The sequence below is a fragment of the Streptomyces sp. NPDC004732 genome (genome assembly GCF_040609235.1).
Lineage (GTDB): Bacteria > Actinomycetota > Actinomycetes > Streptomycetales > Streptomycetaceae > Streptomyces.
This window is the reverse complement of record NZ_JBEXJR010000001.1, coordinates 779,005-794,513: the sequence shown is the minus strand read 5'-3', so window position 1 is coordinate 794,513 and position 15,509 is coordinate 779,005. Positions and strand designations below refer to the sequence as shown.

Below are 15,509 nucleotides of genomic sequence, written 5' to 3'. Positions count from 1 at the left end.
GCCGGGGCCGGGGCCGGGGTGGGCTTGGGGGCAGACGCAGCGGTCGGTGCGGGGACGCTGCTTGCCGACCTCTGGACGGGGGCGACGGGCGCGCTCGGCTGGGTCTGGTGCGGGCGGTTCTGCGGTGCCGGGCCAGGGGTGGTGGCGGGCGGCTGCTGGTCGAGCGGCGCGGGGGACGGCACGGGAGGAGGCGTGGGTGCTCGTCCGGGTCCGGCGTGGGCCGACTTCTGCACCGGGGTGACGGGTGCGCCGATCGGGGAGCGGCGTGGGCGGTCCTGGCCACTTGCCGCGGGGGTGGGCGGCGTGGCGGCGGGCCCGCCGGCGGGCGACCTGGGCGCAGGTGTCGCCGGGGTGTTGGCCGGGGGCTGGTGCGTGGGGTGCTGGGGGGTCGGGCCGGGGGTGGTGCGGGGTGCGGGTTCGCCGCTGGCCGACTTCTGCACGGGGGTGATGGGTGCGCCGATGGGGGAGCGGCGCGGGCGGTTCTGGCCGCTTGCCGCGGGGGTGGGGGCGGCAGCGGGGGAGGGGGAGGACGTTGGGGAGGGCGAGGATGCGGGCGTGGGGGTGGGCCCGTTGTTCGCCGACCTCTGGACCGGTGCAACTGGTGCAACCGGCGCGTCGGTCGACGGCCGGTGCGTGGGGTGCTGCGGGGTCGGGCCGGGGGCGGTGCGGGGTGCGGGTTCGCCGCTGGCCGACTTCTGCACGGGGGTGATGGGCGCGCCGATCGCGGTGCGGCGCGGGCGGTTCTGGCCGCTTGCCGCAGGGGTGGGTCCGGGCGCGGGCGCGGGTGCAGGTACGGACGTGGGTGAAGGCCTGCCGCCGGTCGTCGGCCTCGTCGCAGGTGTCACCGGCGCGTCGCTCGGAGCCGGAGTGTGGCTCGGGCGGCTTTGCGGTGCCGGGGCGGGGCTGGGGGCAGGGGCAGACGCAGGGGCTGGTGCTGCTCCGTCGCTTGCGGCGCTTGCGGACTTCTGCACGGGGGTGACGGGCGCGGGTGTGACAGGCGCGGGCGTCACGGGCGTAGGCGTGACGGGTGCGCCGATCGCGGTGCGGCGCGGGCGGGTCTGGCCGCTTGCCGTGAGAGTGGGCGCCGGTGAAGGTGACGGCGTGGGCGTGGGTCCCTTGGCTGCCGACCGCTGGACCGGCGCGGACGGCGCGGACGGTGCGACCGGCGCGTCGGGCGAGGTCTGCCGCGGGGTGCTCTGCGGTGCCGGGGCAGGCGGCTGGTGAGGGGGCCGACCGCTTGCCGCGGGGGCGGGTGACGGCGCGGGCGCAGGCGTGGGCCCGGCCTTCGCCGACTTCTGGACGGGCGGGGCAGCCGGGGCGGGAGTCGCGGTCGGCCGTGTGCTTGTCGCGGGCCTGTCGTTCGTCGGCTTCTGGGCCGGTGCGCTCTGGCGCGGGCCGGGCTGCGGCGCCGGGGCGGGGGCAGGGGCGGGCGGCTGGTCGAGGGGGAGGCTCGGGCCTGGGCCCGGGTCACTCGTCGGCGTGCCGCCGCCGTTGCCGCCGGGCTGCGTGCGCGAGACCCGGCGCATGCGAGGCCGCCGCTGTACGGGCTGGACGGGGGAGTCCGCCCGTACAGCGACGGGGTCCTTGGCCGCGGTCGCGGCAGGCGCACCTGGGCCGGTGGGGGGCACTGCCCCGGGGACATCGGTGGCCCGGACGCCGGGACCGCCGTCCGTCCTCGTAGGCGTCGCCCCGACGGGGAACAACTGCCGCTGCGGAACTACACCAGGCGCCGCCGAAATGAGCGGGGAGCGCCGCGTTGCCCGCGACGTCTGCACCACGGGCGCGGCGGGTACGGCAGGCACGGCGGGGGAACCCGCGGGGGCGCTCACCCCCGGCGCCTGGCGCCGAGTCCCTGCCTCACCACTGCCGGGCATGGAGCCTGACGCGGGACCGGAACCGGAGTCGGCAGGGACGGGAAGGGCCCGCGCACCGGCGAGCGGTGCGGTCTTGGACGTAGAAGCAGCAGCAGAAGAAGAAGCAGATGCAGACCCTGCCGAGGACGTGGCAGTACGTCGCACCGCTGCGGACCGCTGTACCGGCGCCTCCCCGGCGGGAGCCGCGGATCCGGCAGCGTCAGTTCCCCGCGCGGACGTCGCCGCTCCACGCGAAGGCTTGCCCGACGGTGTCCCCGACGGTGTCTTCGTACGGGCGACGGGAACCGGCGATGCGGCGCTCGGCGTGAAGCCTCCCGCCGCGCCCTCGCCGGAGCCCGACGCCTGCTCCTCCGCACCGGCCTCCCCAAGACCCCGTACCGGCAGCCGCAGCGACGGCAGGTCGAGGTTCCCCGGGCGGCCCGCCACCGGCGTCAGGACGTTGTGGAGCAGACCCCCGGGTGCCGAGGAACGCACCGCGTGCCCCAACTCGCCGCCGAAGGAGGGGTTCTGGTGGGTGGCGAGCATCGCGCCGAAGCCCTGCTCGGCGACGGTCCGCGGCGCCGAGAGCACACGCTGGACCGGCGGCACGGCCGCCCACGCGTCACCACGGCCGCCGGCGCTGGCACCAGCACCGGCACCCGCGCCGACGTCAGCACCCGCACCCGCACCGTCCGGCACCGCCGAATCGGCCGGGTCCGCCACGCCCGCCACGCCCGACGGGCCCGCGTCCGGCGCACCCGCACCCGACCCGACCGCCTCGTCCCGCGACCCCCGCCGCCACCTGAACAAGCCCATCACTTACCTCGACTCACCGACCGGTCGCCTTCGCCTCCGCCTGCTCCACCAACGTGGCGGTCCGTCCCACGTACGCGCGCCGGTCCGCGTGCTCGAGGTCGAGGATGTCGTCCATGCCCCAGTGGAAGTGGTAGGCGAGGTACGCGACTTCCTCCTCGATGCGGTCGGCCGCGTACGTCACGATTCCCCCAGGCGGCTCCCGGCCAGCTCCACCTCGAAGGACTCCGAGCAGTGCGGGCAGGCCACCGCCGCACGGGTGTGGCCCTCCGCGTTGATCTGCCGGTAGAAGTCCTGCAAGAAGGCCAGGTCGGAGGCGAACATGTTCTCCACCGTGCCGTCGTGGACGGAGCCGAGGGTGCCGAGCCGGGTGATGACCCGGCCCAGCAGTACCACGGACAGGTAGGCGGGGTTCTCGCGCACCCGCACGTCCCGCAGCGGCACCAGTTCGTCACGTGCCGTCGCGAGCCGCATCGCGCCGTTGCGGTGCACGGTGCCGGACTCGTCCACGAACCCGCGCGGCAACTCGAACTCGAATTCCGTACGCAGTGGTTCGCGGACGCCCGGCACAGCGCCGGGCGCCGTGCCCGCTCCCGCGATCGTCCCTGCCGGGCCCTCGCGCCGCATTATTCGATGACCAGCTCTTCGAAGACGATGGTGACCTGCTCGGTCAGTGCGGCGGCGTCGCCCGCCTTGACCCCGCTGGTCTCCACCTTGCTGCACCAGGCGGCGCGCAGGTTGTAACGCTTCACCGGGTTGTTCTGGTAGTCCATCATCATGATCGTCGCGTTCTTGCGCGCCGAGCCCATGTCGCCCTGAATGGACTTGTTGATCCACTCACTGAACACGGGGCTCTGCGTCATGCCGCGGGTGACCGTGCACTCACCGGCCTTCTTCACGCCGGGCATCTTCTTCACGACGGGCTTTCCGTCCGCCGACACCTGCTGGTACTCGATGACGTCCTGCTCCATCGAGAGGCCGCTGACCTCCTGCAGGTACTCGACCATGACACCGTCGATCTGCAGGCCGAAATTGTGGGTGGTGAGGGCGTCACCGGGCTGAAGGGACAAGGGGGTTCACTCCTGTGATGGTGGCTCTGGTGGTGGCGTGCGGTACTGCTCGGACTACTCCTCCAGCTCGCCGCCCCCGCCGGAGAACTGCGCGAGCCGGAACACCACGAACTCGGCGGGCTTGACCGGCGCGATGCCGATCTCGCAGACGACGCGGCCGAGGTCGACCGACTCCGGCGGGTTCGTCTCCTCGTCACACTTGACGTAGAAGGCGTCCTCGGGGCGCTGGCCGAACAGGGCGCCCGAGCGCCACTCGTTGACCAGGAACGCCGAGACGTTGCGCCGGATGCGCGCCCACAGGGCGTGGTCGTTCGGCTCGAAGACGACCCACTGGGTGCCGATGAGGATCGACTCTTCGAGGTAGTTGAAGTAGCGGCGCACGTTCAGGTAGCGCCAGGCCGGGTCGGACGCCATCGTGCGGGCGCCCCACACGCGGATGCCGCGGCCGGGGAACGCGCGGATGCAGTTCACGCCGACCGGGTTGAGCAGGTCCTGCTCGCCGCGGGTGATCTGCAGCTCCAGGTCCACGGCGCCGCGCACGATCTCGTTGGCCGGGGCCTTGTGCACACCGCGCTCGGCATCGTTGCGCGCCCAGATGCCCGCCATGTGGCCGGACGGCGGCACGACCACCGACTGGCCCGAGGCCGGGTCGAAGGACTTGATCCAGGGGTAGTAGAGGGCGGCGTAGCGCGAGTCGTAGCCCGCCAGCTCCTGACGCCACTGCCGGATCTGGCGGGCGTTCAGCGACGGCGGCGGGTCGATGATGGCCATCCGGTCGCCCATCAGCTCGCAGTGCGAGATGAGGCCGAGCTGGACCGCCTTGACCTGCTCCTCGTCGATGAGGCCCTGCTGGTAGGCGGCCATCAGGTCGGGCACCGCGACCATGTTGACCTCGTCGAGGGCCTCCAGGCCGCCGAAGCCGGTGCGGTCCGCGGAGTCGCCGATGAACTGGGCGGTCTCGACGCGAGCGACCTGGCCGTTCGAGCCGGGCACGGCGGGGGTGGCGGGCGTGGGCGGCGCGAGGGTCACGGTCTGCGCGTCGGGCTTGGCCAGCTGGCCGCCCGCCGCGGACTCCTCGAGGGCGATCGTCTTGGACCGCTGCTTGACCTGCGTGACGACGTAGTTCCGCGCGGTCTTCTTCGAGCTGACGTCGAAGTTCTCGACGACCTTGTCGCCGTCCTTGACGATCAGCTTGAAGCGGTCGGCCGCGCCCTCGCCCTCGCCGTCCTGCACCTCGACGGTCAGCGAGCCGCCGTCCGTGGTGCCCGCGGTGATGGCCGACACCGTGAAGGCGCCGAGCGCCACGGGCGTGCCCGCGGTGAGCTCCTTGGGCGCCTGGGCGGGCGCGGGCGCCTGCTGCTGCGGCTCGGCCGCGTCGGTGCCGCCGACGCGCACGACGTACGCGGCGCTGCCGCCGTTGTTGAAGAACCCGTACACGGAGTGCGCCAGGTAGTACCCGTCCGTGAACTCGCCGAACGCGGCCACGTACTGCGACCAGTTGGTCACCAGCGTCGGCTCGTTGAGCGGTCCCCGCGGCGCCAGTCCCACAAAGGCGGCGACGGAGGTGCCGACACCTTCGATGGGGCGCGAGCCGCTGGCGACTTCCTCGATGTAGACGCCGGGGGACAGGTAGTTGGGCATGCTGCTGTGCTCCAAGGCTCGAGGGGTGGCGAGGGTGTGGCGGGCGACCGGCGATGCGCCGGTGCGGCTGCCGCTCGTTCCCCCTGTGGCCGGCCGTGTGCCGGTCCCCGCTGGTTCGTACCGTGTCGACGATGCCTCACGCGCGGGCCGGTGCGTAGAGACGGAAGGACGTCAGCGAGGGCAGATGCCGCTGCCCGTTCAGCCGTCGGGCGGCCGTCTTCGGCCAGTGGGTTCGTGGTGGTGCGCGGTCGGGCCTGATCCGCGGGGTATGCGTTGCCCGTCCGGTCATCGGTCCGGGGCAGCGGGCAAACGGATCGGCGGGAGGCGGTGCGGTGCGGCGCCCGACACGGCCGAATGCGGTCGGTCGGTGGCGCATATGCCCTGTCCGGTGTGACCGTGACGTCAATACCTGGTCAACAAGGTGACACAAGTACCCCTGGGGAGTCGGGGGACTCATGGGGCTGACGTAACGTTTGGTGCGTGCGGCCATGCGCGGCGCGTACGAACGGGCACTTCGCGGTGCATCACAGGGCAAGGGGCGCGGGCTGACAATGCGGGGTGACGCGGGCGGCCGCACGGGCCGGGACGGCGAGAGGGGAGCCGACCGGGAGGATCTGGGCGGGCCGTTGTGGTTCCAGGTCCTCGGGCCGGTGCGGGCCTGGCGCGACGGGCAGGCGCTGACGCTCGGGCCGCCGCAGCAGCGCGCGACGCTGGCCGCGCTCCTGCTGCGCGGCGGGCGGCCGGTGTCGGCGGCGGAGCTGGTGGACGCGCTGTGGGACGAGGCGCCGCCGCCGCGTGCGATCGGCACGCTGCGTACGTACGTCTCCCGGCTGCGCACCCTTCTCGAACCGGACCGGCGGGCCCGTGAACCCGCCAGGCTCCTGGTGTCGGCGGGGGACGGCTACGCGCTGCGGCTCCCGCGCGGCGCCCTCGACGCGAGCGAGCTCGAGGACCGGGTGTCCGCGGCGCGTTCGCTGCGCGTCGCCGGTGAACACGCCGACGCCTACGCCGAGTTGACCGCCGCGCTCGCGCTGTCCGACGGGTCCCCGCTGGCCGGTCTGCCCGGGCCTTACGCCCGGCGCCAGCGCGACCGGCTCACCGAACTGTCCGTCACCGCGCAGGAGGAGTTCTTCGCCTGCGCGCTCGAACTGGGCTGCCACGGCGAGACGACCGCCCCCCTGAGCGTTTTCGCGGCGGAGCACCCGCTGCGGGAACGCGCCCAGGCCCTGCTCATGCTCGCCCTGCACCGGGGCGGCAGGCGGGCGGACGCGCTCGCGGTGTACGAGGCGACGCGCCGCACGCTCGCCACGGAGCTGGGCGTGGACCCGGGCAAGGAGCTCGCGGCGCTCCACGAGGGCCTGCTGCGGGGCACGCCGATGCCGCCCGCCGCCCTCCCCTGGCCCTCCCCGCACACGGCGCCACCACGGGCCACCGGGCAACGCCCCCACATATCCGCCCGCCCGCCCCATGACCGGAACCACGACCGGACAACGGCCGAAGCGATACGAGGCACGACACCGGCCCAGCCCACGCCGGAAGCGGCGCAGATACGTACAAACCCGTCAGAACTCCGCCCCACCGCCGCACACATCGGCCCGGGCGCTGCACAGCCCCACCCCGGCACCGCGTACATCGGCCCGGGCGCCGTACAGCCTCACCTCGGCGCCGTACAGCCCCACCCCGCCGCCGCACCCATCCACCCCGGTGCCACGCCCATCCACCCGGGCGCTGCACAGCCCCACCCCGGTGCCCCGCAGCCTCACCCCGGCGCCGCACCCATCCCCCCGGGCGCCGCACAGCCCTACCCCGGCACCGCACAGTCCTACCTTGGCGCCGTACAGCCCCACCCCGGCGCCCCGCAGCCCCACCCCGCCTCCGCACCCATCCCCCCAAGCGCCGCACACCTCAGCCCCGTCCCCCCACACACCCACCCCGTCTCCCCGCCACCCCCAAACCGCACGCCCCCCGCCGACCTGGCCGCCCGCCCCCTCCCCCTCAGCGGGACCGCCCCCGTGGGCGGGACCGGCCCGAGTCCCGTGCGTGGCTCCGTCGTCCCGCTCACCCCCGCCCAGCTCCTCCCCGACGTGCCCGACTTCGCGGGGCGCGAGGGGGAGGCGCGGGTGTTGACCGAGACGCTGCGCTCCGCCACGTCCGGCAGCACGATGGCCGTGGCCACGCTCACCGGGCTCGGCGGCGTCGGCAAGACCGCGCTCGCGGTGCACGTCGCACACGCCTTACGAGACGAGTTCCCGGACGGGCAGCTGTACGTGGACCTGCGCGGCGCGGACCCGGCGCCCGGCGTGGACAGCGGCAGCGCGCTCACCGGGTTCCTGCGCGCCCTCGGCATCCCCGAGAGCGCCGTGCCCGACGGCATCGACCAGCAGACCGCCCTCTACCGCTCGCTCCTGGCCGGGCGCCGCATGCTCGTGTTCCTCGACAACGCGCGCGACACCGCCCAGGTGCGGCCGCTGCTGCCCGGCGCCCCGGGCTGCGCGGTCCTGGTGACCAGCCGTTCGCGGACCATCACCCTGCCCGGGGCGCGCCTCGTCGACGTGGAGACGATGGACGAGCCGCAGGCGCTCGGCCTGCTCTGCGCCATCGTCGGCGCCGAGCGCGTGGCCGCCGAGCGGGACGCCGCCCGTGAACTGGTCGCGGTCTGCGGCGGGCTGCCGCTCGCCGTCCGCATCGTCGCCGCCCGCCTGGCCGCCAGGCCCGGCCGTCCCATGGCCGACCTCGTGGCACGGCTGCGCGACGAGCGCCGCAGGCTGGACGAGCTGCGGGTGGACGACCTGGGCGTCGAGGCGACCTTCCGGCTGGGGTACGAGGCCCTGGAGCCGGGCCTCGCCCACGCCTTCCGCATGGTCTCGCTCTGCTACATGCCGTCGTTCTGTCGCGGCGCCGCGGGCGCGCTCCTCGGCGTGAGCGAGGAGGAGGCGGAGCAGGCGGTGGAGCGGCTGGTCGACGCCGGGCTCATGGAGCTGCACGGCGAGGACCGCTACCGCTTCCACGACCTGGTGCGGCTCTTCGCGCGCAGGCAGTGCGAGCTGCGCGAGAGCGCGCAGGACCGCGCCGCCGCCCGGCTGCGTTTCCTCGACTACGTCCTCGCCACCGTCGTCACCGCGATCCGCCGTACGAAGCCGCACAGCGTGCTGCCCGAACTCCTGCACAGCCCCGCGTCCGCGGGCAAGGCGCTGCCCGACGAGGCCGCCGCGCACGACTGGCTGGTCGTCGCGCACTCCCGGCTGTGCGACGCCGCGGAGAACGCCCTGCGGCACGTCCCCGACGAGGCGGCGGACACAGACGTCCCAGGCGTCCCGGACGTACCGGATCCGCGGTGTCCGCCCGGTCTGCGCCCCGTCGTCGACCTGCTCACCGCCTGGTCCCACCTGGTGGCCGGTACCGCCCGCCACCGTGACCTGGAACCCCTCGCCGAACTGGCCCTGCGCACCGCCCGCAGACACGGCGACGACCGGTCCGCGGCCCGCGCCCTGCGGCTCCTCGGCGCCCCGCACTACGGGACCGAGACCTACGGCCGCGCCGAGCACGCGCTGCGCGAGAGCCTGCACCTCGCCGCGGCCTGCGGCGACCTGCTCGTCGGCGCCGAGGGCAGCCATGAGCTGGGCATCGTCCTCATGGGCACCGGCCGCTACGCCCAGGCGCTGGAGCAACTGCGCCTCGCGTACGCCAGATTCGGTGCGCTCGGCGGGCACGACGACCGCATCCGCATCCTGTCGCACATGGCCCGCGCGTACGTCGCCCTGGGCAGACGCCCGGCCGCGGACACCGCGATCGACGAAGCGGTGCGCCAGGCCCGCAGATCGGGCAGTACGCACACGCTCGCGCACGTCCTCTACCAGGCGGGCTGTGCGCTGCTCGGGGACGGCCGGGCGGCCGCGGGCGCGGAGCAGTTGCGCGAGGCGCAGCGCCTGCACGGCGCGGCCCGCAACCCGCGCTGGGAGGCGCTGTGCTGGGCCCGGCTCGCGTACTGCGAACTGGCGCAGGGCAGCCCCGGCGAGGCCATGCGCTGCGCGGACGCGGCGCTGGCCGTCGAGGGCGAACTGGGCGACGCGTTCTGCCATGCGCTCGCGATGGCCGCGCGGGGGCGGGCGCTGCTCGCCGTCGGCGACCTCGAACGGGCCAGAGCCGCCCTGCGGATCGCGCACCGCGTGATGGAGCGGCGCGGCGCCCTGGAGGCCGACGAGATCGCCGGACTGCTCGCCACGCTGAGACCGGGAGCCGGTGTGCGGGGGCCGGTGCTCTCCGCATACGGCTGAACCGTCCGGGGGGCCGTCCGCAAGGGCAGCAGTGCCTGCCCTTGACGTCGCCCTTTCGTACAAGGAGAGACCCGGAGGTGCGCTCTACCGTGCCCGTATGACGTGGTGGAACTCCCTTGACCCGGCGGCCGTGACCGTTGACCCCGGCGGCCGGGCGACCGTGCGGCTTCGCGTACGCAACACGGGTGACACGGTGGAGGAGTTCCGGCTCGGGGTCGTCGGCGCCCCGGCGGGCTGGTCCCGGATCGAGCCCGACGTGCTGCGGCTCTACCCCGGCAGCGAGGGCACCGCCGAGGTCTCCTTCGCTCCGCCCCGCTCGCCCGACGCGGCGGCGGGACCCACGCCGTTCGGCATCCGCGTCGAGCCCCGTGAGAACCCCGAGGCCCGGGACGTGATCGAGGGGCAGGTCACGGTCACGCCCTTCTCGGAGATCCGCGCCGAACTCGTGCCGCCCACCATCGTGGGACGTTTCCGCGGCCGGGCCTCCGTCGCCGTGGACAACCTCGGCAACACCCCGCTGACCGCGGCCCTCACCCTCCGCGACGACGCGGGCCGCCTCGCCTTCGAGGTCGACCCCACCGCCGTGCAGGTGGCGCCGGGCCGCGCCGCGTTCGCGAAGCTCACCATCCGCCCGAACCAGGTGCTGTGGACGGGTTCCGGCCAGGCACACCCGCTCACCGTCTCCGTGCGCCGCTCCGGCGACGAGCAGGGCCACGAGCTGCCGGGCAGCTTCGACCAGCGCCCGGTGCTGCCCCGTCGGCTGCTCGCCCTCGGCGGCGTGCTCGCGGCGCTCGCCGTCGCGTCCGTCGTGGCCTGGCTGACCTACGCGCCCGATTTCAGCGGCTCGGCGCGCGAGAACCAGGCGGCAGGTCCGCCCGCCGCCGTCGCGCAGGGCGGCGAGAAGGACAAGCTCGACGACGCCCCGCCGCCTCCCAAGGAGAAGGCGGGCGGCGGTGACCAGGGCGGCACGGGCTCGGGCTCCGGTGGCGGCGGCGAGGAGAGAACCAGCGGCGGCGGCTCCGGAGGCGGCGGCTCGTCGGGCGACAGTGGTGGCGGCACCGGCGAGAAGGCGAAGTCGGACGGCGGCGGTGGCGGCAAGGCCCGCTCAGGACCGCCGTGGCGGCGCGGCTACGCGTCGGACGTCGTCGTCGAGTACGCCCAGCGCCGCCTCGCCGCGCTCGGCTCGAAGAACCCCTGCACACTGACCGGCCACTGGACGCCAGGCGTCATCGACTCCAACACAGAGGCAAAACTCATCTGTTACCAGAAGGCCGTGGTCCGCACCGGCCAGAACTCCGGGAACAACACCGCTCAGATCTTCGAGACGGACGACGAGGGCACGCTGGGCCGTGCCACCCTCACCTCGCTGTGGGCGCAGGGCATCCGGCCCGACGCCGTGCGCTCCGGCGCCGACAGCTGGGAGGTCGTACAGCTCCAGGCCGCGTTCTGGTGGGCCTCGCAGGCAGGCATCAGCGACAAGGACCTGGACCGCGACCGGGCGTACGCCGAGTACGGCGTCGACTACTTCAAGAACGGCCGTAGCGCGCCCACCACGGCCAGGTACAACGACAACACGGCGGCTCACATCAAGGACTACCAGGCCTCCGTCGGTCTTCCGGCGACCGGCACGGCAGACAGCGCGACCCTGCAGGCCCTCGTCGGCGGCAGCGTCAACAACCCCGGCGTGACGGGGCGGTGAGCGGCATGTGGACCTCTCTCGAACCAGCGTCGACCACCGTCGAGCCCGGCGCCACCGCGAGCGTGCGGCTGCGGGTGCGCAACACCGGGGACACCGTCGAGGAGTACCGCCTCCAGGTGGTCGGTGCCGCGGCGGGCTGGACCCGCGTGCAGCCCGACGTCCTGCGCCTGTACCCGGGGGCGGAGGGCACCGCCCAGGTGGAGTTCGCCCCGCCCCGGACCTCGGACGCCCTGGCGGGCCCGACCCCGTTCGGCGTCCGGGTGCAGCCCCGCGAGACCCCGCACACCGTGGATGTCGCCGAGGGCCAGGTCACCGTCGGACCGTTCGCCGAACTCCGTACGGAACTGCTTCCGTTGATCGTCCGCGGACGGCTGCGCGCCAAGGCGTCGGTGGCCGTCGACAACCTCGGCAACCAGCAGCTCACCGCCTCCTTCTCCGGCCGTGAGAACGGCGAGGAGCTGGAGGTCGAGTCGGAGCCGGGATCGGTCCAGGTCGCGCCCGGGCGCGCCGGATTCGCCGACCTCAGCATCAAGCCCGGCGCGGTGAGCTGGGTGGGCGGCACCCGCAAGCACCCCTTCACGGTGTCCGTGCTGCGGGCCGGGGTGCCCGAGCCGGTGGAGCTGCGCGGCACGTACGTCCAGCCGTCGGTGATCCCGCGCTGGGCGATGGCGGTGTTCTCGGTGCTGTTCGCGCTGGGCCTGGCGTTCGCCGTGATGTGGTTCCAGCACAAGCCGTCCATGTCCACGCAGGCCAGGGAGAAGCAGGGCGAGCAGCGTGAGCTGCCGCAGGGCGACAGCATGAAGCCGGCGCCGAAACCCTCTCCGAGCCCCTCCAAGGAGGAGGAGAAGGAGCCGGAGAAGCCCGCGCAGGAAGAGCCGCAGAAGCCCGAGGGGGGCGGCGGCGGTGGTGGGGGCGACGACAAGCCGAAGGGCCCCAAGACGCACACCATCCGCAGCAACGAGGGCAACGGCTGGTACCTGGAGGTCAAGCGGGGGGCGAAGGAGGACGGCACCTACGTCGGCCAGAACCCCAACCTCACGGACGAGTTCGGGAAGAACCAGGAGTGGATCCTGCACCACTACCCCGAGTCCGACACCTACTCCATCGAGGCCGCGAACGCCCCGGGCGCGATCATCGACCAGAAGGTGGACACCAACATCGTCCAGATCTTCCACGCGCCGCGGGAGAACATCAAGAACGGCCAGCTGCCGGACAACCAGAAGTGGAAGCTGGAGCGGCGCCCCGACGGACTGGTGCGGATCATCGGCGTCCGCTCCAACGAGTGCATCGTCGACATGCAGAACGACAAGAGCGCGGTCACGTGGAAGTGCGACGACCGCAACAGCATGGGCTGGACGCTCTCCGACTGGGAGAAGTAGCAGCCGGCAGAAGCAGCAGCATGACCGAAGCCGCCCCGGCACGAGTGACCGGGGCGGCTTCGGCGCATCTTGGGAGCATTACTGCCAGGGCAGGTGCGTCCCCGGCTCCAGGCGGCCCATCTTGCGGTACTCGCGCCGCGCCCCGGCCCGTACGTCCGCGCCGGACACCGGCCCGCCGTGTCCCGCAGCCTGATAGGCGGCGGTCACCGCGGCCGACCGGATGGCTCCGCCGGACAGCTCGAACTCCTTGGCGCAGGCCGTGAGTTCCCCGTCCAGGTCCGGTGCGCAGGGCGTACCGGCCAGGCAGGTCCGCCACAGGGCGAGACGCTGCTCGACGTCCGGGAACGGGAAGTCGACCACCAGGTCGAGCCGACGGGTGAACGCGTCGTCGATGTTGGCCCGCAGGTTGGTGGTCAGCACGGCGATCCCGTCGAACGCTTCAAGGCGCTGCAGCAGATACGCGCTCTCCAGGTTGGCGTACCGGTCGTGCGAGCTCTTGACCTCCGAGCGCTTGCCGAAGACGGCGTCGGCCTCGTCGAAGAGCAGCACCGCGTCCGTGCGGTCCGCCTCCACGAAGATCCGCTCCAGGTTCTTCTCCGTCTCGCCGATGTACTTGTCGACGACCGCCGACAGGTCCACCACATAGAGGTCGAGGCCGAGTTCACCGGCGACGACCTCCGCCGACAGCGTCTTGCCGGTGCCGGAGTCCCCGGCGAACAGGGCGATGACACCGCGCCCGCGTCCGCCGCCGGTGCGCAGCCGCCACTCGCCGAGCACCTTGTCGCGGTGCCTGGCGCGCAGCGTCAGCTCGTTGAGCAGGCCCAGCGGTTCGTCGGGGAGCACGAGGTCCGCGAAGCCGACCTCGGGCCGGATCCGCCGGGCGTGCTTGTCGAGCAGCGGCGCCGACTGCAGCCGGGCGCTGCGCTGCAGGTGTGCGACGGTCGGCGCGGTGCCGTCGAAGGCGGCCAGCTCGGCGGCGTCCCGCGCGGCGCGGCTGATCTGCGTGCCGCTGAGGCGGTAGGGCGCGACGGCCTCGCCGAGGTCGAAGTCCGGCTCGTGGGCGGGGATGTGCCGGGCGAGTTCGGTCTGCCACGTGGCCGGCGCGTCGATGCCGTCCTGCGGCGCGTCGAGCGCGAGCAGCCCGGCGTCCGGCGCCCATCCGGGGTCGTAGGGCTCACTGCCGAAGAACACCACCGGCACGTCGCCCGCCGTCAGGGACCGCATCAGGGGTCCGGGGGCGGCGGGCAGCGGTCCCACGACGAGCGCGGCCTGTCGCAGCCGTGCCTCGCGCAGGAGTGCGACGGCCGTCGCGGCGGTGCCGTCGCCTGCCGCCGCGGTGGGCCGGTGCCACAGGACGGGCCTTCCGGCCGCCCGCAGCGCGTCCGCCACCGGTCCCGCGGCGGTGCCCTCCCTGCGCTCGCGCAGATGGACGCGGAGCGGCCGCTCGGCGGCGAGGGCGGCGATGCGGTGCGCGAGGGGGTGCGCGGGTCCTGTCTCCCCTGCGTCGAGCAACTCGACGTCGCCGTCCACGAGTTCCGGGTCCAGCGCGTCGTCCCCGAGGAGCTGTGCCACCACCCGCTCCGGTACGCGCAATGCCCGCCCCGGCAGCGGCCGGTCCTCGTCCTCGACGACGATCAGGCCACCGGACCGCAGCGGTGCGAGGGGGTGGAAGCGGTGGCGGGCGAGCGGGTCGTGCGGGCCGGTGCCCGCGAGGTCCAGGGCCAGCGTGACCGTGGCGCGGCGGCGCCCGACGTCGTCGTTGAGGTAGCCGTACAGCGGCTCGAAGCGGCGGTCGACGTCCGGGGCGAGGGCGGCGAGCAGGATGCGCCGGTCGAGCACGCTCAGCCCGAACTGCACCGCCAACTCGTCCAGCGGGTCGGGGGAGCCGTCCTGCGCCCCGCCCTCCGCTCGTGCGGCGGGTTCCGGCGAGGGCGCGGCCGGTGGGGGAGCGGTGGCCAGGCGGAGCGCCGTCTCGGGCGTCACGTACATGCCGCGGAGCGGGTCCGCGGCCGTCGGGTCGTCGGCGGCGCGCCGCTCGACGAGCTCCGCGACGCGGCCGCGCAGCGCGTCGAGCCGTACGGCCATCGCCTCGTGGGCGCTCACCTCGTGGGCGCTCACTTCGCTCCCGTCCCGTCGTCCCGTTGCTTGCGCAGCATCCGGGGCCGGGGTTCGCTCTGCTCTCCGTCGATGCTGCGGACGCCCACGACCGCGCCTTCCGTGACCGGCGGCGCCACGTCGTAGGTGGGCGACACCGGGAACGGCACGGTGATCACCACGTCCAGGGACGGCTTGAGCTCACCGCCGAGCGCCGACCAGATGTCGGCGATGGACCGGGACTCGGGCGGCGGCACCGCGACGGACAGCGGCAGCGTGGCCTGCAGCGCGGCGAGCGCGGCGGGCAGCCGGTCCGGCGGCAGCAGCTCGTGCGCGAGCAGCGTGCCGAGGGCCGCGGAGAGCAGCCGGTGCTCGTCCTCGGGACGGTTGGTCCAGGCGGTGACCAGGTAGGAGAGCCGGAACCAGCGGGGCGGCTGCCGCCTGCGCAGCACGATGCCGTCCGGGCCCCGTTCCGCATACGCGCCGCGCTCGCGGCGGGCCACGTCCTCGCGTATGTCGTACAGATAGGAGTTGAGCGTCGGAGCGTTGCGCCGCGCCGCCCAGTCGCGGGTCGGCGCCTCGAAGACGACCTCGCCGGTCCCCTCCGGGAGCGCCCCGCGCAGCAGCCCGCGCAGCGCCTCGTCTACTTCGTGGATCACGGCCGGGCTCCCCGCAGGGTCGATGGG

Annotated in this window: 10 protein-coding genes; 4 read left to right on the top strand and 6 right to left on the bottom strand. The window is 74.1% G+C overall.

Annotation, left to right across the window (positions count from 1 at the left end):
- Positions 1-24: 24 nt before the first annotated feature.
- The gene (locus ABZV77_RS03255) at positions 25-1,224 is read left to right on the top strand and encodes a hypothetical protein (RefSeq protein ID WP_356249699.1); all 1,200 of its coding nucleotides are present in this window, start codon (positions 25-27) and stop codon (positions 1,222-1,224) included.
- Positions 1,225-2,682: 1,458 nt separating this feature from the next.
- Here ABZV77_RS03255 and ABZV77_RS03250 read toward each other — a convergent pair.
- The 4 genes from ABZV77_RS03250 to ABZV77_RS03235 are packed head-to-tail and all read right to left on the bottom strand — an operon-like array spanning position 2,683 to position 5,377.
- A complete protein-coding gene (locus ABZV77_RS03250; protein ID WP_167355695.1) occupies positions 2,683-2,850 on the bottom strand; it encodes a DUF6760 family protein in 168 nt (55 codons plus the stop codon).
- On the bottom strand, positions 2,847-3,293 hold the full coding sequence (locus ABZV77_RS03245; protein ID WP_356249697.1) for a hypothetical protein: 447 nt from the start codon (positions 3,291-3,293) through the stop codon (positions 2,847-2,849). The genes ABZV77_RS03250 and ABZV77_RS03245 overlap by 4 nt, the downstream gene beginning before the upstream one ends.
- Positions 3,293-3,736, bottom strand: coding sequence for a phage tail protein (locus ABZV77_RS03240; protein WP_356249695.1), 444 nt, complete (start codon positions 3,734-3,736; stop codon positions 3,293-3,295). Before ABZV77_RS03240 ends, ABZV77_RS03245 begins: the two co-directional genes overlap by 1 nt.
- Before the next feature lie 54 nt (positions 3,737-3,790).
- Positions 3,791-5,377, bottom strand: coding sequence for a phage tail sheath subtilisin-like domain-containing protein (locus ABZV77_RS03235; protein WP_356249693.1), 1,587 nt, complete (start codon positions 5,375-5,377; stop codon positions 3,791-3,793).
- 551 nt (positions 5,378-5,928) lie between these two features.
- On the opposite strand from ABZV77_RS03235, the gene ABZV77_RS03230 reads away from it, so the two are divergent.
- The 3 genes from ABZV77_RS03230 to ABZV77_RS03220 all read left to right on the top strand — a co-directional run bounded on the left by ABZV77_RS03230 (position 5,929) and on the right by ABZV77_RS03220 (position 12,729).
- Entirely contained in the window at positions 5,929-9,651 is a 3,723-nt protein-coding gene (locus tag ABZV77_RS03230; RefSeq protein WP_356249692.1) for a BTAD domain-containing putative transcriptional regulator, read from the top strand.
- A gap of 97 nt (positions 9,652-9,748) precedes the next feature.
- Complete coding sequence (locus ABZV77_RS03225; protein ID WP_356249690.1) at positions 9,749-11,350, top strand: peptidoglycan-binding domain-containing protein; 1,602 nt, start codon at positions 9,749-9,751, stop codon at positions 11,348-11,350.
- A 5-nt stretch (positions 11,351-11,355) separates the two neighbouring features.
- Positions 11,356-12,729 carry a hydrogenase expression protein gene (locus ABZV77_RS03220; RefSeq protein WP_356249688.1) on the top strand — a complete coding sequence of 458 codons (1,374 nt, stop codon included), beginning with the start codon at positions 11,356-11,358 and terminating at the stop codon, positions 12,727-12,729.
- A gap of 78 nt (positions 12,730-12,807) precedes the next feature.
- Here ABZV77_RS03220 and ABZV77_RS03215 read toward each other — a convergent pair whose 3' ends face one another.
- Positions 12,808-14,814: an ATP-binding protein gene (locus tag ABZV77_RS03215; protein ID WP_356250170.1), complete on the bottom strand. Its 2,007-nt coding sequence runs from the start codon at positions 14,812-14,814 to the stop codon at positions 12,808-12,810.
- A gap of 29 nt (positions 14,815-14,843) precedes the next feature.
- Positions 14,844-15,482 carry a DUF4255 domain-containing protein gene (locus tag ABZV77_RS03210; protein ID WP_356249686.1) on the bottom strand — a complete coding sequence of 213 codons (639 nt, stop codon included), beginning with the start codon at positions 15,480-15,482 and terminating at the stop codon, positions 14,844-14,846.
- Between the last annotated feature and the right edge of the window lie 27 nt (positions 15,483-15,509).

Coding starts and splice junctions, on each gene's coding strand:
- ABZV77_RS03225 (WP_356249690.1), top strand. CDS start 9,749: ATGACGTGGTGGAACTCCCTTGACCCGGCGGCCGTGACCGTTGACCCC.
- ABZV77_RS03245 (WP_356249697.1), bottom strand. CDS start 3,293: ATGCGGCGCGAGGGCCCGGCAGGGACGATCGCGGGAGCGGGCACGGCG.
- ABZV77_RS03235 (WP_356249693.1), bottom strand. CDS start 5,377: ATGCCCAACTACCTGTCCCCCGGCGTCTACATCGAGGAAGTCGCCAGC.
- ABZV77_RS03230 (WP_356249692.1), top strand. CDS start 5,929: ATGCGGGGTGACGCGGGCGGCCGCACGGGCCGGGACGGCGAGAGGGGA.
- ABZV77_RS03215 (WP_356250170.1), bottom strand. CDS start 14,814: ATGGCCGTACGGCTCGACGCGCTGCGCGGCCGCGTCGCGGAGCTCGTC.
- ABZV77_RS03220 (WP_356249688.1), top strand. CDS start 11,356: ATGTGGACCTCTCTCGAACCAGCGTCGACCACCGTCGAGCCCGGCGCC.